Raw genomic sequence first — 20143 nt, 5'->3', positions numbered from 1 at the left:
TATTGATTAATCATTATATATCGTAAAGCTTTAAAAGCCCAGTAAACTGTTTAAAAAAGTACCGCCATAAATCAATGCTAAACTGTATAAGAAAATGGAGACGGGTTTTGCTAAGATGATAATCAGTGTAAATTTTTTCAAGGACATTTTCGTTAATCCAGCCATTAAGCAAAGAGCATCATCTGGCGCAATTGGAAGGAAAATAGCTAGTGCAAAGAGACGTTCAAAGCGTTTTTCGTTATCTAGCCAGCCGATATATTTATTATAGGTTTTATCACTCACTAAACTAAGAATAAATGGTTTTCCGTATTGACGTCCGAGCAAGAAAATAATTACAGAACCAATGGCAATTCCCACGTAATTGTAGATGAAACCAGCAAATGGACCGAAAATCAGAACGCCTGCAGCGCAACTAATGCCACCTGGTATGATAGGTATAACGACTTGAATAATTTGTATCAGCATAAACAAGACAGGACCTAAAATAACTGAGTCACCGACTAAACCTCTCAAAGCTTCTACATCTTTAAAAACACCTAAGCGAATAAAATAAATTGTCACAGCAATCGTCGCTATGATTCCCATAATTGAAATGCAGTTGATAATTTTTCTTGAAAGTGCGATGCTCATCTGTCTCATCTCCTTAAGTAACTAATCTTAGTATAAAAGCGTTTCACTTATTTTACCATTGTTTTTTATTGAAAATCACGAACAAAGTTGTAAGAACAAACTTGTTATAAGTATTATATAAAGAATAGCCATTAAAATCATCCTACTTTAGACCTAATTAAAAAAATCTAAGGGCTTCTTATTTACAAGAAAGAATGAGAGGATTATAATAGAATTTAAAGATTAAGGTGTGCCTAAAAATATAATAATAGGAGCCTGATGATTTATAATTGGAAGAAGGATAGTTATGAGAAAAGAAAAATCTGAGACAGAAAAATTACTGGACTATGCAAATGGTCCCAGTTTGGAAGAAATAAATAATACTGTGGATGTGCCAAAAAATGCCAATTTTTGGCGTACATTAATGGCGTATAGCGGTCCTGGTGCGTTGGTAGCTGTAGGATATATGGATCCTGGTAATTGGATTACATCCATTGCAGGTGGAGCAGAGTATAAGTACGCTTTGCTAAGTGTAATTTTACTTTCAAGTCTAATCGCGATGCTTTTGCAAAGTATGGCAGCTAAATTAGGGATCGTAACAGGAAGAGATTTAGCTCAGGCAACAAGAGAACATACAGGTAAAAAGACAGGCTTTGTTTTATGGGTTATAACTGAACTAGCGATTATGGCGACAGATATTGCAGAAGTCATTGGAGGGGCAGTTGCATTGCAATTGCTATTTGGTTTTCCATTATTAATCGGGGTTTTAATTACGACTTTTGATGTTTTGTTATTGTTGCTTTTAACCAAACTAGGTTTTAGAAAAATCGAAGCAATTGTTGCTTGTTTAATTGCGGTTATCTTTTTTGTTTTTGCTTATGAAGTAGCGTTGGCTGATCCGAAGATTGGTGAAGTATTACGCGGATTTATTCCAGATACTCGAATTGCTAGTGACAAATCTATGTTATTTTTAGCGTTGGGTATTGTTGGTGCAACAGTTATGCCGCATAATCTTTATTTACATTCGTCAATTGCTCAAGCACGAAAATTTGATCGAAATGACGATGATGAAAAAGCAAAAGCAATTCGTTTTACGGTTTGGGATTCAAATATTCAATTAACCGTAGCGTTTATCGTCAATTGTTTACTACTAATTTTAGGTGGCGCTTTATTTTATGGAACAAACAGTGATTTAGGGAAATTTGTTGACTTGTTTGATGCTTTGAAAAATCCTGATATTGTAGGGAGTATTGCTAGTCCTGTTTTAAGTATATTATTTGCGATTGCTTTACTTGCGTCAGGTCAAAACTCAACGATTACAGGAACTCTATCAGGGCAAATCGTGATGGAAGGTTTTATTCATTTGAAGATGCCTTTATGGATGCGTAGAGTCGTTACTCGTTTAATCGCAATTGTACCTGTAATTATCTGCGTTATTCTATATGGTGGAAGAGAGTCTGCGGTTGAAGATTTACTATTGTATACACAAGTATTTTTAAGTATTGCTCTGCCGATTTCGATTATTCCATTAACAATGTATACAAGTGATAAAAAAATTATGGGCCGATTTGCGAATCCTATGTGGGTGAAAGTGTTAGCTTGGATTATTGCAATTGTATTGACTGCGTTAAATTTATTCTTGATTTACGGAACATTAACGGGTGTGAATGCATAAAAGCGATGCCTTTATTTCGGTATTTATTTAAAAGTTGGGTGATTGGGATTTTTAGTCTCAATCACTTTGTTGATATATAATAGAATTCAGTCTGTAGAAATGGTAAAATGTAAAAGACTAAAATTTTGAAATGAGGGTTTTAAGTGACTGAATATTTAAATGTTGGGAAAATCGTCAATACTCAAGGCTTAAAAGGAGAAGTACGCGTGATTTCTCAAACAGATTTTCCAGAGCTTCGCTATAAAAAAGGATCGGTTTTGACATTATTTCAAGAAAAAAAAGCACCTATTGAGCTAACAATCAGAACGCATCGAAAACATAAAAATTTTGATATTGTGACGTTCGAAGATCATTTTTCAATTAATGATGTTGAAAAATATCGTGAGGGCATTTTGAAAGTGTCAAAAGATGATTTAGGTGAGTTGTCGAAAGATGAGTTTTATTATCACGAAATTATTGGACTGACGGTGATCGATGAAAAGGAAACAGAACTTGGAAAGATCAAAGAAATACTTTCCCCAGGTGCAAATGATGTCTGGGTCGTTCAACGACCAAAGAAAAAGGACATCTTGATTCCTTACATTGAGTCAGTTGTTAAGTCTATTGATTTAGAAAATGGTATGGTTCGTGTAGAAATCCCAGAAGGCTTGATTGATGATGAAAATTGATGTATTGACGCTTTTTCCGAGAATGTTTGAAGGACCTTTAGGGGAATCAATTATAGGCAAGGCTGTTGATAAAAACTTATTAGAGATTAATGTGTCCAATTTTCGTGATCATTCAGACAATAAACATCAATCAGTTGATGACTATCCCTATGGTGGCGGAGCAGGAATGTTGTTGAAAGTTCAGCCAATTTACGATAATTTGCGTAATATAGAAGAAAAATCTCCTGAAACGAAAAAACGTGTAATTCTGCTGGATCCTGCTGGAAAACAATTTGACCAAAAGATGGCAGAAGAATTTTCTCAAGAAGAGCATTTAGTTTTCATCTGTGGTCATTATGAAGGCTATGATGAACGCATCCGTTCGTTAGTTACTGATGAAGTCTCATTGGGCGATTATGTATTGACAGGAGGCGAATTAGGAGCGATGGTCATGATTGATGCGACGGTTCGTCTATTACCGGATGTCTTAGGAAATAAATTATCTGCCCAAACTGACTCGCATTCGACAGGATTATTGGAGCACCCACAGTATACACGTCCGGCAGAGTTCAATGGAATGGTTGTACCAGAAGTGTTAACTAACGGCAATCATAAATTAATTGATGAATGGCAGCAAAAAGAATCGTTAAGAAGAACCTTAGAACGAAGACCAGATATGCTAGAGAAAATAGAACTAACGGAACAACAAGAAAAATGGTTGAAAGAAATTCGTGATGAAAACAATCAATTTTAGCATAAACGTTTTTTTTAGAGGAAACGATTGAATTAGTTACTAGAATATTTAGATAAATGTATGATCAATTAAGATAAGTAAAAGTTATCAAGAAAAATCCCTTTACACTCCACAAGAGCTGTGTTAAACTATTTCAGTGAGTGCAATGCGCTTAACTATTACGATATTCCGCTGTGGCAGTGCGCCATAAGAATGTTTGGAATGAGGAGAAAAAAGAATGAATCCATTAATTCAAGAATTAACACAAGAACAACTACGTACGGATATCCCTGCATTTCGTCCTGGAGACACTGTTCGCGTTCATGCGAAAGTTGTCGAAGGAACTCGCGAACGTATCCAGTTATTTGAAGGAGTTGTTATCGGACGCCGTGGCTCTGGTATCAGCGAAACTTATACAGTACGTAAAATCTCTAACGGTGTTGGTGTGGAACGTACATTCCCATTACACACACCACGTGTTGCTCAAATCGAAGTAGTACGCTATGGTAAAGTTCGTCGTGCGAAACTTTATTACTTACGTGCATTACATGGTAAAGCAGCTCGTATTAAAGAAATTAGAAGATAAGTGTTTCTTAGATTGCCCGAGTAAGAAAAAAGTGCGAAAGTCCTTGATATCAAGGGCTTTTTCTTTTGACTTTGTTTAAGGAAATCGTGGGTATTTTCTGTGATCGTCCTTGATTATCCCGTTTTGGCGACCTGTGTTGTCAGAAAATAGGTAGAAATCATAGGGGAAATTGACGACAAAAAGGATCCCCAAAATGCCAAAACGATGCTCCAATTTAAATGTATGAAAAAAATCGTGCAGGCAAAAAACCTTCTAAGCTTATCAACGGTTAAGAAAAGACAGATTGATATAAGTCACTTATTTGATAAACGAGTGGGCTCTAAAAGGTTTGTAACAGATTTTGAATTGCTGACAAGCTTAAAGGACGAAATTGTTCGATTAGATTTAGAAGAAAGCTTATCTATGACCGAATTCAGGAAAAGATACGATTATGAGAAGAACAAATAAAAATTGGGAAGAGTTACTAACTGAAATTGGGTACGATTATCGACCAATTAAAACAAGTAGACTTTTGCAAAATTTGGAAAATTAAATAGCAGAAACAAGTGAGGATCACACACTTGAATCATGACACTAGAGCAAGATTTTGAACCTAAAATCTTGCTCTTTTTTTTATTGAAAAAAGTAAATAAAGTGATCAATCGATTATTATTGTTCATATTAATCGCACTACCCTTTATTACATCTGCATCATCTGTATATGCTGCGGAGGTGTCATTTCATAAGATTGGGGATTCGGTATCCACATGGCACTCTAAATTACTCAATGGGATACATTGGACAGAGCAAGGATCGAATATGATGACAGCGGATGAAAATCCAGCATTTTTTATTGAGCATGGCATCCCTGTGACGAAGCCAGGAGCAGGTTTTGAGAGTATACCAGAAAAGGATCGTTTAGCCTTGATTGCTTATTATGGGTATCAAACAAATCCTAATGCGCTAACGTACACCATCACACAGCATATTATCTGGGAAACTCTAGGAAATGAATTGTTAACAACCCAAGTTGGAAATGCTTTTCGCGTATTATCAAATGTCCAAATAAAAAAAATCTTGACTTTAATAAGAATAATAGGTATAACTTAATTATACTTATTGGAAGGAGTTGATTTTATGTGTACACGTAAGAAAAAGTTTGTTTTGTCATTTGGTAGTAAAAGTCGGGTTAATAGGAATACAATTTATGTTGATTCTGATGAAAAATTCCAGTTGTTTTCCTATGTTCTTGAAGGGTTAGTAGATATTGATACGGAAGGGATAACAGGAAATGAGATAAGTAGAATTGAGGCGTTAAAAAGCTCTTATAACATCAGAAAAATGACTTCAAACAGAGATTTGGTACTGTCTAACCTTGAAAAAATCCCTGCGATCATTGATTCTTATGAATCTGAATACGTAATACCTCGTATTCAGATTCATAAACAAATGATTCATAAGACTAAGCAAGAAGATGTAATGATTGATGCGACTGAGTTAAATGATGTTCCTCATGTGGATTTATTTATAGGGTATCCTACTCACACATCTGAAATAAAGTTAGATCATATTCATGAAGACCATGTAGAGGCAATACTATTAGGAGAAGTCTGTCGGCAATCGGGAATAGTATCTGTGAGCAAACAGCTTGGGTCAGATGCAACATATTATATAACAAAAGAAGTAAAAAAGTACATTAAAATGGTAAAACGAGAAGAAGAGGTATTGGTGCAGACATTTCCAATAATAGCAAATAGAAAAAAAGGAGTAGGGACTTGCTTTTATATGCTGTATCAAGGTAATCAATTGTGCATGTTAGGTTATTATTTAGTCGTATATCAAAAGGAGAAACAAGAATAATGAAAACTATTAAACTAATTGCTGTTGATATTGACGGTGTACTACTTGAAGATACATTTAGCCCTGTGTTATACAGACTTGCTAAAAAATTTAATGTTGATTACACACTTGATATTGAAAAGAATGCTTTTTCGCAAAATAGAGAGAGTGCAGGATTATATTTAAAGAAAAAATTTAGACTATCAGAAGACACAACAATTCAGCAGATGCTGGATCTTTATTTTTCGGAACGAGATTCATATTTAAATGAGACTTATTCTAAATCAAGTATTGTAAAGGGAGCACTTGATTTCATCACTCGACTTACTCAGTATGATGTTCATCTAATTTGTTACGGGGGGTTAGCTTATGAACAGATTAGTTCAGAGTTTCAACCGTATCTTGACTATTTTGAACAATATGTTTGCACTAACAATTTTCGACCAGGATTAAAGGAAATAATTCAAGATATGTATAAAATTGACTTTAAGGAGGCTTTATTTGTAGATGATGTTGACAGAGTTGCTAAGGAAGCCAAAAAGTATAAGGTACCTTTTATTGGGGTTCCGGCTATTCATTCTTGGGGGTTCCAAGAAGAAGAAATGAAGAAAACGGGTGTTAAATACATGGTGAAATCAGTAAATGAGATTACACAACAATTTTTGGAAAAAATAGATTCAGACAATGAGATTTGGGAAGGAGAGAAAATATGAATAATAGAAAAACTATTACTATGTGGCTTGCTTTAATAGGCGCATTTTTGACAGTTCTTGATACGGGTATCTTATATACTGGAACGGTTAAATTATCTGCCGATTTACATTTGTCAGCTAGTCAACTTTCATGGGTGCAAGTAACGTATGTTATAACCTACGCTGGATTTATGCTTTTAGGCGGAAAATTAGGGGATATCTATGGACGCAAAAACTTTTTTATTACCAGCTTATTAATATTTGCAACTGGTAGTTTACTTGTTGGGGTGTCAACAAGTGCTCCTATGATTATTGGATTTAGAGCAATACAAGGAATTGGTGCAGCAATTCTACAACCCACATGTCTTGCTCTGATAACAGATACTTTTGAAGGAGAAGACCTTCAAAAAGCTATTGGGTTCTATTCGGCTGTTGTAGGAGCAGGCGCAGCAGTTGGTGTGGCGTTTGGTGGTTTCTGCGCAGAGTTTATTTCTTGGCGGATGGGTTTCATCATCAATGCTCCTTTAGCGATTATTATGGGAATTATAGCCGTTAAGGTAATAGTAGCTTCAACTAAAAAAACTGGAAAGTTAGATTGGACAGGAACGCTACTCTCTGTACTTGCCATGGGTTCTTTGTCATATGGAATTGGTGGGAGTTCACAAAGATTCTGGATGTTGACTATATCAGCTATAATTTGGATAATATTTATTTATAGTCAATCACGTGTAAAAGAACCAATAATGCCTTTGGAAATATTTAAGAATAAAGAGAGAGTTGGATCTTATATAGGATCATTGCTATTTTCAGCGGCAGGCGTTATTTTTTGGTTTTATATTCCACAATTTATGCAAGTACAGCTTCATTATAGTGCTTTTATTTCTGCTTTGGGAATGATTCCTATGTCAATTTTACTATTTGTTGTGGCACTGCAAGTAAGAAAATTTGTCCAAAAGTTGGGAAATGGATTGGTTCTGGTTTTAGGACTTTTTCTTGTCTTGCTTTCGGCTTGTGGATTAGCCTTTTTTGCAAATACAGATAATTATTGGTTGATTTTTCCGTTTACATTAACTTTTGGGATAGGATTTGCTCTTGCTTTAACACCACTGACTTCTTCTTCTATGGCTCGAATATCAACAAATGTTAGAGGAGCAGCTTCTGGGGTGTACAATACAACTAGACAATTTGGAGCGGCACTAGGACTCGCATTAGGATTAGCTGTGTCCGCAGATATGACGGAGATAACAGATATATTCAGAAGAGTAATGTTGTTGGCTGCATTCTTAATAGTTGTTGGAATCGTATTTGTCGTTGGTTTAGTTCTTCAAAATGGTAAGTCCAATGAGAGCAATTAGTTATAAAGGGGGAACAAATCCATCAGAGGCATTGCACCCAATTGACGTTAAGATTCCTACTCCAAAAAAAAATCAAGTTTTAGTAAAAGTTAAAGCCTCTTCGCTGAATATTATTGATTTCGAAAGATTTATTAATCAATCAAAGTTATCAACTTTTGCAAGGCTAATTAATGTTTTACAAGGGAAAAATGCTGTACTTGGTGGCGAAGTATCAGGTACGATCGTGACAATGGGAAATTGCGTTACAGATTTTCAAATAGGAAATCAAGTATTTGGTCCCACAGTGGGTGCAATGCAATTTGGTGGCTGGGCAGAATATGCTTTGTGTGAAAGTAAAACACTAGCTATGAAACCATGTTATTTAACTTACGAACAAGCAGCAGTTATTCCTCTTTCAGGATTGACTGCTCTTGGAGCAGTTGAAACAGTAAATATTCGTCATGGTAACGATGTATTGATTTATGGTGCTTCGGGAGGAGTAGGACTGTATATGCTTCAAATTTTGAAAGCTAAAGGTGTAAATGTAACAGCTGTATGTAGTAGGCGAAACTTAAAACTAGTGCAATCTTTTAATGTGCACAAAGTAATATGTTATCAAAATGAAGATGTATTTAGATGTGGACAATTATTTGATGTTGTTATTAGTGTGAATGGGAATCAACCTATTAGAAAGTTTCTAAAGCTGCTCAAACCAGAGGGACAGTATTTAGTAGTTGGTAATGCAAGACAGATTATTCATTCAATCTTACACTCGTTAACATCTAAAAACGTTAAGATTTTTTCTAGTGTTCTTGGACATAATCGAGAGACAATTGATCAATTAGTTGAATTATTAGAAGAGGAGAAAATAACACCTTTTATTGACAAAATATATAAGATAAGTGATGTTGTTCAAGCAGTTAATTATATAGTAAATGAGCACGCTCAAGGTAAAGTTGCACTAACAATGGATTATGGAGGAGAAAAAAATGGAAGATAGATATAGTCAAGGTTTTAATAAGATGGAATCACAGCTTGGAGAATCAGGAAAATCCATTCTCGCATCATTTCCTGAAAAATTTGAAGATATTGGAAAGTATATTTTAGAGTTCGTTTTCGCGGATTTGGGCGGACGAAACATATTAGAAGATAAATATCGTGAAATGATTACAATTGTTAGCTTGATATCTCAGGGCGATACAGCTAATCAGCTGAAATTGCATATATCCTGCGCGCTAGATGCGGGTTTAACTGAAAATGAAGTTGCTGAAACAATTATACAATGTGTACCACATGTTGGTTTTCCCAAAGTTTTAAATGCAATTTCGATTGCTTCTTTTGTATTCGAACAAAGAAACGAAGATGAAAATGAATAAGATAGATTTTTATATTATTCGTCATGGTAAGACAAATGTAAATCTTGAAAATAAAATTCAAGGATCGACTAATGATCACTTAACCCCTGAAGGCAGGCGAGATATTGAAGAACTAGCAACAATTTTTAAAAGAAGAGGAATATTATTTGATGTTTCATTTACAAGTGATAGTTATCGCGCGCTAGAAACTGGTGATATCCTTTTAAAGGAGTTTGATTTTGTTAATCAATATGTCAATGAAAAGCTTGGAGAGTGGAATTTTGGTTCGCTAGAAAATCAGGATATAGATGATACAATTCAAGCGTTTATAGGAGAAAGTAAGAGCGGCAACCTTTGTCTAGATTATAATATCCTTGCTGATTATATTGTTAGTAAAGACCAGACAAGAACAACAGAAACATGGACAGAAATTTGTAATAGAATTCAAAAGGCATTCCAAGAAATTGCAATTTTTTGTCAAAATAAGAAATTTGATAAAATTCTTGTTGTGAGTCATGGTTTAACAATAAGTACTTTTTTACAAACTATTGATTTTAAATATTCATTCATGGATATTCCATCAAATGGGGAGGTAGTGATAGTCAACTATGATAATGATTTTTTTCTGTAGTAGGAGATTTAGAGGAGTAACTTATAATGCTAAAAAATTTCTTTCTTATGATATAATGGGTGACTAAGATGGATGTTTATTGAAAAATCAAAAAATAGTCTGAAAAATTAAGTTATATATTATGTTCTTTATGTAACAGATCACAGAGATGAACATTAGTCTTAAATCTAAATTTAAACGAAAGTAGGTTTCAAATGTCTTATTCTGTGGCGTTTTCTCAATCTTTGGAAATTCTAAGTTATATTGCGTTGAAGACAAAAATAGGGGAAGATCAATATTTGACGATTAAACAAATTTCTGAAAGACTTAATGTTCCTGTACCAAGTGTAAAACGATTAATTGGCTTACTAAAAAATGGTGGTTTTATAGAGTCAAAAAAAGGGGTAAATGGAGGTCTTTCATTGACGCGATTACCGAAAGATGTTTCCGTATATGAAATTTTTGAAGCGGTGGAAGGTCGATCACCGCTATTCAAGATTTACAATAACTTTGATACAAACAACTTTATCCACCGAGAAGAGGCTGAGAATATGTTGACGAACATTAATGCACTTCTCATTTCTGCAGAAAAGGCAATGCTTAAGGAATTGAAAAATGAGTCACTTGCAGATTTATTTCAATTAGAACATGAAAATAAATAGAATTAATTCTGGGCGATCCAATGGCTAGAGAAATGTGGGAGAGACAATTTTTAGAACAGTTAGCAAAAGAGTCTATTGAGAAATTGAAAATATCATAGAAGGGAATTAAAAGAATTACCTTCCCAAAGAGATACATGAACTTAACAACATAAGAAAAGAAATAAAAAAGCAATTTTTATATCAATTATGGTGTTTTAAGGAAAGCTATATTAAATATTTAGGATTAGCACTTTCTATGAGTTTGTTTACGTTTTATATAAAATCAAGTGGAGGAAAATACGAAGTAAGAAATAATCGCGGGAAAATAGATTGTAAAATAGAATCCCTCAATATAGATAGAAGCTCTGTTTGATATAAATCTGAAACTATAAATAAAGTAACTCCAATTCATGCCAATAATATTTTGAGATTAAAAAATTACTAGGGTATTTTTAATAAATCATATTTGATTTAATTAGGTGCATTACATTTTGAAAATCAAAAAATTATTAGGAGGATAAGCGTTTGAAAAAAATAGCATTTGTATTAATTTTTATAGGAATAATTGCCCATAATGCAAAAAAGCTTAACTTAAAATCTGATTGTTCAGAATGGATAAAAGTGAATTGAATTAAGGCTGATTCAAAAATATTTTATTTAAACATAGATTGGAATTTTATCCATTTATATTTTATCAAGAACCTAAACTTTGTTTCTATGCTTATTGAAAAATTTCATATTCAAAAATGAAAATTAAATAGTAGGATATCACATGTATGACAAATCATTCAGAGAGCTTAAATTTGTCATACTTTTTGGTTTGAGCTTGTTTAGTATTTATTTGAGATTCAGAGTTCTCTTAAATTTTGTGTCTTTTCAATCACTTATTTTGTTGTTAATAAGTGAAAAGAGAAAAAATAATGGATATGAGAAATTTCATATTTTTTCAACGACAGTATATAATAATCAAAAGGATGAAATTATATCAGTTGCTAAAAATGCATTGGATGCAATTGGTTTAACTGATGGTCCAGCGCATGTGGAAGTTAAATACACAAGTGAAGGTCCCAAAATTATAGAGGTAAATGGTAGACCAGGGGGAGATAATATTACTTCTGATTTGATAAAGAATGCTTATGGTATCGATATTTTTAAACAGACAGTTTTAAAATATTTAGGAGAGCCAATAGCTATTAAGAAAGAGGCGAATTTAGCATCAGCAATTGGTTATATTTTATCAGATCAAGATAAAAATATTGCTCAGTTGCAGGGGTTGGATGAAGTATTAAAAGATTCGAGTATTACAAGGTATGAAGTAGCTAAAGGCACAATTGAAAATGTTCGAGCTGCTAAAAGTTCTGATGATAGACTTGGATATATTATTATTCAAGAACAAACAGCAGCAGAAGCCAAACAAAAAATCATGGCACTTATATCTCAGATTTATGTTAAATAAATTGAATGTTCCAAGACTTATATAATCATTTATGTTTTGAGATTTTTCTACAAAACACTACTATTAATGCGATTTGTTACTCCAAAAAATAAATCATCTACTAAAAAATTTATTATTAATTAACAGTGAACCCCTTAATTATCCAGGGGTTTTATTTTTGGCTTTTATGTGTAATAATCATACATTGAGTACTTTTCATAAAATAGATAAAGAGAGCAACATAAATCAACAGATTAAATCAAAGAATTGAGGAAGCAATGAATAAACCAACTTTTACTAACTACCCTTTAAGCGAGGTCATACTAAAGGCGATTTCAGATTTAGGTTATGAGACACCTACGTTAGTTCAACAAGCTGTTCTACCAATAGTCTTAGAAGGGGCAGACGCTCTTGTACAGTCACAAACAGGAAGTGGGAAAACGGCTAGCTTTGGTATTCCACTTTGTGAGAAAGTAGATTGGATCGAAAATAAACCTCAAGTTCTTGTTCTAGAACCAACGAGAGAATTAGCTCAACAAGTACAAGAAGATTTAATTAATATCGGTAGGTACAAACGACTGAAAGCAACCGCAGTATACGGAAAATCTTCTTTTATTAAGCAAAAATCAGAGCTAAAACAAAAAAGTCATATCGTGGTTGGAACGCCAGGGCGAGTAGTAGACCATATTCTCAAAGGAACATTGCCTCTTGAAAAAATTAAGTATTTGGTAATTGATGAAGCAGACGAAATGTTGAACATGGGATTTATCGATCAAGTGAAAGAAATTATTGAATCCTTGCCCCAAAATAAACAAACATTGCTATTCTCTGCCACAATGCCAGAAACGATTGAACGAATGAGCAGCTCTTATTTACAAGAACCAAAGATCATAAAGATCGAAGCAACGAATAAAACAATTCCTAATATTCAACATTCCTATTTAGAAACAACAGAAGAACATAAATTTTCTGCTTTAGAAGCAGTAACAATTGTGGAAAACCCTGATACATGTATTGTTTTTTGTAATACACAAGATAAGGTGAATGAAGCGTATGCGTTTTTAGTCGAAGCAGGATATCCAGTGGGAAAATTACATGGAGGCATGATGCAAGAAGATCGTTTTGACGTGATGGATGCGTTCAGAAAAGGAAAATTTCGTTACCTTGTAGCAACGGATGTCGCAGCCAGAGGAATTGATATTGAAAATGTTACTCATGTCATTAATTTAGATGTTCCTTTTGAAAAAGAAAGTTATGTTCACCGAGTTGGTCGAACAGGCCGAGCAGGTAAGGAAGGGTTTGCACTGACGTTTGTTACACTAAAAGAAGAAGCGCTAAAAAAAGAAATCGAATCTTTTAGTGGATTGACAATGACTCGAATCACATTACCCAATGCCAAGCTAATCGCAAGAAGCAAGTCAGCTTTTGAGACAAAAATAACAACAAAACAAAAACCAAAACACCAAAAAGCAAAACGGTTAAATCAAGAAATCACAAAAGTTTATTTTAATGGTGGTAAGAAAAAGAAACTAAGAGCACTTGATTTTGTTGGAACTATTTCCAAAATTGAAGGAATCAACTCAGAAGATATTGGGATTATTACCATTCAAGAGAATGTGACCTATATTGATATTTTAAATGGAAAAGGACAACTTGTTATTCAAGCGATGAAAGAACGAACGATCAAAGGCAAACAACTGAAAGTACATGTAGCAAGAAAAAAATAGTTTCCATTTTATGAAAATCAGAGATTGTTTTCTCTTGTGACAAGAAATAACTACAACTTTCGTCAATTTTCAAATGAAGATTTAAACTGGGTTAGGATCGTTCAAGCATTAAGAGTGGCTGGTATAGGATTAGCTGAAAAAAGGCATGTTGACCTTTGTGAAGTTAGGCGTTCAACAATTGAAGAACGTTCACAGTTGCTTATAAAGCAACGTATTAATGCAGAAACTGAAATGATGAAAATGCAAGAGCGTCTGCTAATATTAGAAGAAAAAGAAAGGTGTTATGAAACGCTATCTTTGCAAAATGGTATTGATTATCGAAACCCTAAAAAAGCAGATTAATAGTCAATTATCGCTAATGGTGTATAGATAACAAAATATCCATAGCTGTGATAACAATCGTTTGATTAAAAACCTTTTTGTGATTGTGCTATAATTTAAAAAGTACTTTACAAAAAGGAGGTTAATCATGACAAAAATATTTGTACTTGGGGGCACCGGTTTTTTAGGCTATCATATTATTTTGGAGTTATTGACTCGTGGATATAGCGTGAGAACGCTATCACGTTCACCGATGCCTATAAAGGACTTGTTACCCAAAGAAGTTGAGTTTCAAGCAAGGGATATTAATGATTTTTCAGATGACGAATTATTAACACTACTAAATGACGTAGATGGTTTTATTCATGCTGCTGGGGCAGATGATCGTTTGTTACCTAAAAAGCCAGCAACCACTTTTTATTATGAAGCGAACGTTTTACCAACTCAACGGTTAGTGAGGCTAGCTAAAAAAGCAGGGGTAAAAAGTTTTGTTATCTGTGGCTCTTATTTTGCTGAATTTGCTGAGCGGATGCCTGAACTTGAACTACAAAAGCAACCTTATATTCGTAATCGTTTGTTGCAAGAACAAATTGGATTTGCAGAAGGAGAAGGTGAGATGAAAGTTACTTCATTGCGTTTACCTTACATTTTTGGTACGATGCCAGGTCGTCTTCCATTTTGGAAGATCGTAGTTGATCAGATTTATGGAAAAGAAATGTTTCCTGCACTAAAAGGTGGAACAGCGATGGTAACAGTACAACAAGTCGCGCAAGCTGCAGTTGGAGCATGCGAAAAAGGGAAACATCGAAAGACCTATGCACTTGGCGATACGAATATGAAGTTTGTTGATTTTTATCAATTGATTGTAAACGTTCTTGGACAATCTGCAAAAACCAAGATCTCTTTAATGGATTATCAAGCCCTAAAGCCCGCATATGAACAAATGGATGCTGAGGCTGAAAAGAATAATAATGAATTTGGTGTCAACATGAAAACAATTGGTCTCATTCAAACTTTTGACTTTTACTTATCTCCAGAAGAAACATTTAGTCAATTAGATGTTGATCGAATGGATGTTAAAGCCTCCATTGAAGAAACTGTAAAAAAATCTATGTGACAAGCTTAAATAAAGCGACTGAAGTGTGACTCATGGAGTCGATTCCAGTCACTTTATTTTTTTGTTACAACAATAATCCACCATCGATAGGAATAATCGAACCTGACATATAACCATTTTGTTTATCGGCTAAAGCAACAATAACATAGGCGATCTCATCGGCATTTCCATAACGATCCATGCGGATTTTACTGAATTCAGCTGGAACATAGCCACTGTTTTCAATGTAATCTAAAGATTGTTCCAATAGTTTGGTTTGAACACCACCAGGACAAATAGCATTGCACTGAATTCCTTTTGACGTATATTCTAAAGCTACTGACTTTGTTAAACTAACTACAGCATGTTTTGTAGCAGAATATGCTGCTAAACTGTGCTCAACTCTCATGCCAGATGAAGAGGCGGTGTTGATGATACGACCATGTCCTTGCGTTTCCATTTGTTTAAGTACAGCTTGTAAGCCAAAAAAAATCCCTTTAAAATTTATATTGATAGCTTTTTCTAATTCAGATTCTGGAATATCAGCCAGTAAAGCCATTTTTTGTAGTACCCCGGCGTTATTAATAAAAACATCAACCTGTCCAAAAGTGTCAATTGCTTTGTGTACAAAATTCTCGCAGTCTGTTTTTTTGCAAACATTTGCTCGGATAAAAATAGCTTGGGCACCTTTTCCTCTAATTAATGCAGCAACTTGTTCCCCACCTGTTTCATCGATATCAACGATAACGATATTGTAATTTTTTTCTGCGAATTTAATAGCAGAAGCACGTCCAATTCCTGATGCACCACCAGTAATAATAACCGTTTCTTCTTTCATCATAAAACACTCCTTCTTTTTATATATACTTAGAATATAAATCGATTAAAGATTTTATACAAATAATAAAGTATTTCGTTCGGATTTTTTTTCAAATACTATCTTATGTTTTCAAGTACATTGAAGCTGATGAAAAAATGTGAATGCTAAATTTTTATTAAGAAAGAAATGAAAATAGGTAATTTTTTTTTTAATAAATTATAGTTAAGATGAACGTCTTTTCTTTATATTAAAAGAAAAGCTGACAGATGGTTTGGAGCGAAAAGTGGATGAAAACATTTAAGAATATACTAAATAAATATAATCTCTCAACATTAAAAAATCGTAAACGTGTAGGCATCATTGTTTTATTTTTGACCATTGCTTTGTTCGTATTATTTGTGGCACGACTTTCATATATTGTAGTAACAGGTAAAGTTGCAGGTGTTTCTTTAAATGAAAAAACGAAAACTCTTTATGAAGTTCATGAAACATTGGAGGCAAAACGAGGTTCGATTTTGGATAAAGATGGAAATGTACTGATCGAAGATTCGAGTGCATTCTCTTTATACGCTATTTTAGATAAAAACTATACAGATTTAAAGGGTAAAAAATTGTATGTACAGGAAAAAGATTGGCAAGAAATTGCAGAAATTTTTGAAAAATATGTAAAAATCGATAAAGAAACTACATTAAAACAATTGAAACCTAGTGTAAATAAAGAAGGCGAACCAATTACGACTGTGGAATTTGGAACAAACGGTAAAAATTTAAACTTTGAAATGAAGAGAAACATTGAAAACGAATTAAAACAGAAAAAAATTTCAGGTATTTACTTTAAAGAAGAACGAAAACGCGGTATTCAAGTAGGCAACTTCGCTTCTTATTTTCTTGGCTATACCCAAGAAGATGAGACAGGCAATACAAAAGGTGTTATGGGGATTGAAGAGGCCTACAATGATAAGTTATCGGGGAAAGATGGCTCTAGAAGCTTTGAGAAAAATTCATCATTAGGAGATGTAAAGCCAGGCAGTGTAAAAGAAACAAAGCAAGTGGATGGAAGTGATGTTTATACTACTCTAGATAGCAATCTTCAATTTTATTTAGAAGAGTTATTGGATGATGTCGTGAAAAATCACCAACCAGAGCATATTACCGCTACTTTGATGGAGGCAAAAACAGGTAATATATTAGCAACTTCACAACGCCCATCTTTTGAATTAGATACAAAAAAAGGGTTAGATGATCCTAATACTGCACGTTGGAGTAATATGCTTGTAGAAGATGTTTATGAACCAGGATCGACAATGAAAAGTTTGATGATTGCAAGCGGAATTGAAGAAAATAAATTCAATGAAAGTGAACAATTTAAATCTGGAAGTATCAAAGTTGATGGTACTAAGATAAGTGATTGGAATAATGGGGTCGGAGAAGGAGATATGACATTTAGGCAAGGCTTGGCATGGTCAAGTAATGTTGGTATGGTCAATCTTCAACAACGAATGCCTGATTTATGGCAAGAATACCTTAAGAAATTCGGTTTTGGTCAAAGTACGACTATCGGATTAGCAGGTGAAGCTGCAGGAGAAATCCAAAGTAAGACAACTGTCGATCAAGCAATGACCTCTTATGGTCAAGGAATATCGGTTACGCACTTACAAATGCTTCAAGCGTATACAGCAATCGCTAATGGTGGAAACATGCTAAAACCTAACATCATCAAAAAAATCGTTGCTTCAAATGGAAAAGAAACGATTATTCAGCCTGAAACGGTGGGAACGCCGATTTCCAGTGAAACTGCAGGAAAAGTTTTAGAGTTTATGAAAGATGTGACAACAGATCCTAAATATGGAAAAGGGCTTGAATATGCCATTGATGGTCTAAATGTGTCAGCAAAAACAGGAACGGCTGAATTTTTTGAGAACGGAAGTTATCAAAAACAGGATTATCTACATTCTGTTGTAACGATTACACCAACCGAAAATCCTAAATATATTTTTTATATGACAGTGAAAAAACCACAATTGAATGGAGTTTCTGCAAATCAGATTATTTCTGAAGTGTCAAATAAGCTTGTTAAGCGTGCAATGGTCGCGCGTGAATAAAAAAGAAGCGAGAGCGTAATTTTTGAGTTACGCTTTCGTTTCTTTTTTTAGTGTATTCAGTATTTTTTCATCTGGTGTGACGTATAGTGTTTTTTGATTTTCATAAATGACATAACCAGGCTTTGCACCATTTGGTTTATGAACGTGTTTTACTTGAACATAATCAACTGGAACTTGGGAGGATAATCGATATTTAGAGTAGTAGGCAGCAATAGTTGCAGCTTCAAGTAGTGTTTGTTCTGTTGGATCAGCATCTTTGATTATCACATGTGAGCCCGGAATATCTTTTGCATGTAGCCAAATGTCTGCCTTTTTGGCAGTCCGTAGTGTAAGTTGATCATTTTGGAGATTGTTACGTCCAACTAAAATCAACGTTCCGTCAGTAGAATAGAATTCTTCAGGTTTACTTTGTTTCTGTTGTTTTTGTTTTTTTGTGCCTCGTTTTTTTACATAGCCTTGTGTAAGCAATTCTTCACGAATAATATCGATATCCATTGGACCTGCGATTTCTAATTGGGCTAAAACAGATTCCAAATAGCCAATTTCTTGTTGTGCTTGTTCAATTTGTCCATGAACAACTTTAACAGCATTTTTTAGTTTTTGATATTTCTGAAAATATTTTTGAGCATTTTGATTAGGCGTAAGCGCTGGATTTAACTTAATTTTCAGTAGATGATCTTCTTCATAGTAATTAGGCAACTCAACAAATTCAGCCCCTTTTGGTACTTGGCTCATAAAGGTTGTCAATAATTCACCGTCGCGTCTAAAATTTTCTGCGTGTTCTGTATCTGCTAATGTTTGCTGTAATTTTATGACTTTACTTTGATTCCGTTTTAATTCATTTTCAATTTTGTGAATTAATTCTCCGCCTTGCTGCTTCACACGATCTTTTTCTGCTTTACCACCATAAAAATTGTCTAGTAGTTGGCTTAGCGTATCAAAAAATTGATGTTTGCCTTCAATGGAAACGAAAGGGAGTGGTGTAAAATACTCCTTTTTTTCTGTTAGTGTCAATGTAGGTCGAATATTTTGTTTAAGTTCAGTCCAAAAAGATTCCCATACAAGCATTTTTTCATTAGGACGTTCATTTAATCTAAAGGCAAGTTCATCAGAAGTGTCTCTACCTAGACCTTGAAACTGACTTTGTAGGTTTTTTCCATTGATTGTATCAAGTGTTGAAAGGATATCAAAGATTTTTTCTTTACTTGTAAGGTAAGGATTTAATAGGTCTTGCTTAGGTGGGTTGATATATTCAACACCTGGTAATAACGAGCGATAACTATTTTGAGAAGTACCAATGTGTTTGATAGCATCCAGAATTTTCCCATTTTCTTTATTTACTAAAACAATGGTACTGTGTCTGCCCATCAATTCAACAATCAAAATGATATTTTGTAAATCGCCTAATTCATCTCTTTTAGTGAAAGTAAAATGAATGACACGATCATTTTCGACTTGTTGAATTTGTTCCAAAATGGCTCCTTCAAGAAACTTACGAAGCATCATTACAAAGTTCGGTGGTGTTTCAGGGTTACCATAAGCGATTTCTGTCAATTGAATGCGAGCATAGCTTGGATGAGCAGATAAAAGCAATTTATGATTTTTTCCTTTGGCACGGATAACTAAAACAATTTCATTTTCATAAGGCTGATGAATTTTTGAAATTCTGCCTGAAACTAAAGCCTCGGATAATTCTGAGACCATGGTATGAGTAAATACGCCATCAAATGACATAAACATCCCTCAATTCTTTTACATAATATGACTATTATAACGGAGTTCTTTTATTAATAAAGGAAGTGATGAATAAAAGTAATTGTATGTTCTTGATGAATGCGTTTTTTTACGTTTTTAGCCTAGTGTAAGCGTTTCGTTTTATGAAAAATGAGTCGGTCGTGGTAGGGAGAAACAATTAATCAGTCATTGTAAATTCTATTGTTAA

Annotated in this window: 20 protein-coding genes and 1 pseudogene; 18 read left to right on the top strand and 3 right to left on the bottom strand. The window is 34.0% G+C overall.

The annotated features are described in order from the left end of the window. Positions 1–30 precede the first annotated feature (30 nt). A pseudogene (locus A5880_RS01030) lies at positions 31–420 on the bottom strand (TVP38/TMEM64 family protein); the annotation flags it as partial. Positions 421–916: 496 nt separating this feature from the next. Between A5880_RS01030 and A5880_RS01025 the strand changes: the two are divergent. From A5880_RS01025 to A5880_RS00945, 17 genes are all read left to right on the top strand, one after another. After that, complete coding sequence (locus tag A5880_RS01025) at positions 917–2284, top strand: Nramp family divalent metal transporter (protein WP_086330227.1); 1368 nt, start codon at positions 917–919, stop codon at positions 2282–2284. 143 nt (positions 2285–2427) lie between these two features. After that, positions 2428–2952, top strand: a complete 525-nt coding sequence (rimM, locus tag A5880_RS01020; RefSeq protein WP_086330226.1) for a ribosome maturation factor RimM — start codon at positions 2428–2430, stop codon at positions 2950–2952. After that, positions 2942–3685, top strand: a complete 744-nt coding sequence (trmD, locus tag A5880_RS01015; protein ID WP_143353635.1) for a tRNA (guanosine(37)-N1)-methyltransferase TrmD — start codon at positions 2942–2944, stop codon at positions 3683–3685. The genes rimM and trmD overlap by 11 nt, the downstream gene beginning before the upstream one ends. Before the next feature lie 217 nt (positions 3686–3902). After that, positions 3903–4250 carry a 50S ribosomal protein L19 gene (gene rplS / locus A5880_RS01010; RefSeq protein WP_086330224.1) on the top strand — a complete coding sequence of 116 codons (348 nt, stop codon included), beginning with the start codon at positions 3903–3905 and terminating at the stop codon, positions 4248–4250. A 567-nt stretch (positions 4251–4817) separates the two neighbouring features. Beyond that, positions 4818–5339, top strand: a complete 522-nt coding sequence (locus tag A5880_RS01000) for a thioester domain-containing protein (protein ID WP_086330222.1) — start codon at positions 4818–4820, stop codon at positions 5337–5339. A gap of 27 nt (positions 5340–5366) precedes the next feature. Next, on the top strand, positions 5367–6089 hold the full coding sequence (locus tag A5880_RS00995) for an AfsA-related hotdog domain-containing protein (RefSeq protein ID WP_086330221.1): 723 nt from the start codon (positions 5367–5369) through the stop codon (positions 6087–6089). Next, positions 6089–6781, top strand: a complete 693-nt coding sequence (locus A5880_RS00990; RefSeq protein WP_086330220.1) for an HAD family hydrolase — start codon at positions 6089–6091, stop codon at positions 6779–6781. Before A5880_RS00995 ends, A5880_RS00990 begins: the two co-directional genes overlap by 1 nt. Further along, positions 6778–8115, top strand: a complete 1338-nt coding sequence (locus tag A5880_RS00985) for an MFS transporter (protein WP_086330219.1) — start codon at positions 6778–6780, stop codon at positions 8113–8115. Before A5880_RS00990 ends, A5880_RS00985 begins: the two co-directional genes overlap by 4 nt. Continuing rightward, on the top strand, positions 8102–9094 hold the full coding sequence (locus A5880_RS00980; RefSeq protein ID WP_179190382.1) for an NAD(P)-dependent alcohol dehydrogenase: 993 nt from the start codon (positions 8102–8104) through the stop codon (positions 9092–9094). Before A5880_RS00985 ends, A5880_RS00980 begins: the two co-directional genes overlap by 14 nt. Next, positions 9084–9470, top strand: a complete 387-nt coding sequence (locus tag A5880_RS00975; RefSeq protein ID WP_086330217.1) for a carboxymuconolactone decarboxylase family protein — start codon at positions 9084–9086, stop codon at positions 9468–9470. The genes A5880_RS00980 and A5880_RS00975 overlap by 11 nt, the downstream gene beginning before the upstream one ends. Continuing rightward, positions 9463–10080 (top strand): histidine phosphatase family protein, encoded by a 618-nt coding sequence (locus tag A5880_RS00970; RefSeq protein WP_179190381.1) that lies wholly within the window; start codon positions 9463–9465, stop codon positions 10078–10080. Before A5880_RS00975 ends, A5880_RS00970 begins: the two co-directional genes overlap by 8 nt. Before the next feature lie 194 nt (positions 10081–10274). Next, entirely contained in the window at positions 10275–10721 is a 447-nt protein-coding gene (locus tag A5880_RS00965) for an RrF2 family transcriptional regulator (protein ID WP_086330215.1), read from the top strand. Between the two features lie 130 nt (positions 10722–10851). Then, positions 10852–11073 carry a 4'-phosphopantetheinyl transferase family protein gene (locus tag A5880_RS16145; RefSeq protein WP_086330214.1) on the top strand — a complete coding sequence of 74 codons (222 nt, stop codon included), beginning with the start codon at positions 10852–10854 and terminating at the stop codon, positions 11071–11073. 399 nt (positions 11074–11472) lie between these two features. Beyond that, complete coding sequence (locus A5880_RS00960) at positions 11473–12156, top strand: ATP-grasp domain-containing protein (RefSeq protein WP_336576926.1); 684 nt, start codon at positions 11473–11475, stop codon at positions 12154–12156. A 257-nt stretch (positions 12157–12413) separates the two neighbouring features. After that, entirely contained in the window at positions 12414–13862 is a 1449-nt protein-coding gene (locus A5880_RS00955; protein ID WP_086330213.1) for a DEAD/DEAH box helicase, read from the top strand. 36 nt (positions 13863–13898) lie between these two features. Then, the gene (locus tag A5880_RS00950; protein WP_143353630.1) at positions 13899–14204 is read left to right on the top strand and encodes a MerR family transcriptional regulator; all 306 of its coding nucleotides are present in this window, start codon (positions 13899–13901) and stop codon (positions 14202–14204) included. Positions 14205–14331: 127 nt separating this feature from the next. Continuing rightward, on the top strand, positions 14332–15300 hold the full coding sequence (locus A5880_RS00945; RefSeq protein ID WP_179190379.1) for an NAD-dependent epimerase/dehydratase family protein: 969 nt from the start codon (positions 14332–14334) through the stop codon (positions 15298–15300). Between the two features lie 64 nt (positions 15301–15364). Here the strand turns inward: A5880_RS00945 and A5880_RS00940 are convergent, their stop codons facing one another. Continuing rightward, positions 15365–16117, bottom strand: coding sequence for an SDR family NAD(P)-dependent oxidoreductase (locus A5880_RS00940; RefSeq protein ID WP_086330210.1), 753 nt, complete (start codon positions 16115–16117; stop codon positions 15365–15367). 269 nt (positions 16118–16386) lie between these two features. Here A5880_RS00940 and A5880_RS00935 point away from each other — a divergent pair, with 269 nt between their 5' ends. Continuing rightward, positions 16387–18201: a penicillin-binding transpeptidase domain-containing protein gene (locus tag A5880_RS00935; protein ID WP_086330209.1), complete on the top strand. Its 1815-nt coding sequence runs from the start codon at positions 16387–16389 to the stop codon at positions 18199–18201. Positions 18202–18228: 27 nt separating this feature from the next. Here the strand turns inward: A5880_RS00935 and efbA are convergent, their stop codons facing one another. After that, positions 18229–19935: a fibronectin-binding protein EfbA gene (gene efbA / locus A5880_RS00930; RefSeq protein WP_086330208.1), complete on the bottom strand. Its 1707-nt coding sequence runs from the start codon at positions 19933–19935 to the stop codon at positions 18229–18231. Positions 19936–20143 lie beyond the last annotated feature (208 nt).

Source organism: Enterococcus sp. 4G2_DIV0659 (assembly GCF_002140715.2).
GTDB lineage: Bacteria > Bacillota > Bacilli > Lactobacillales > Enterococcaceae > Enterococcus_L > Enterococcus_L mansonii.
This window is presented reverse-complemented; position numbering and strand designations above follow the sequence as displayed.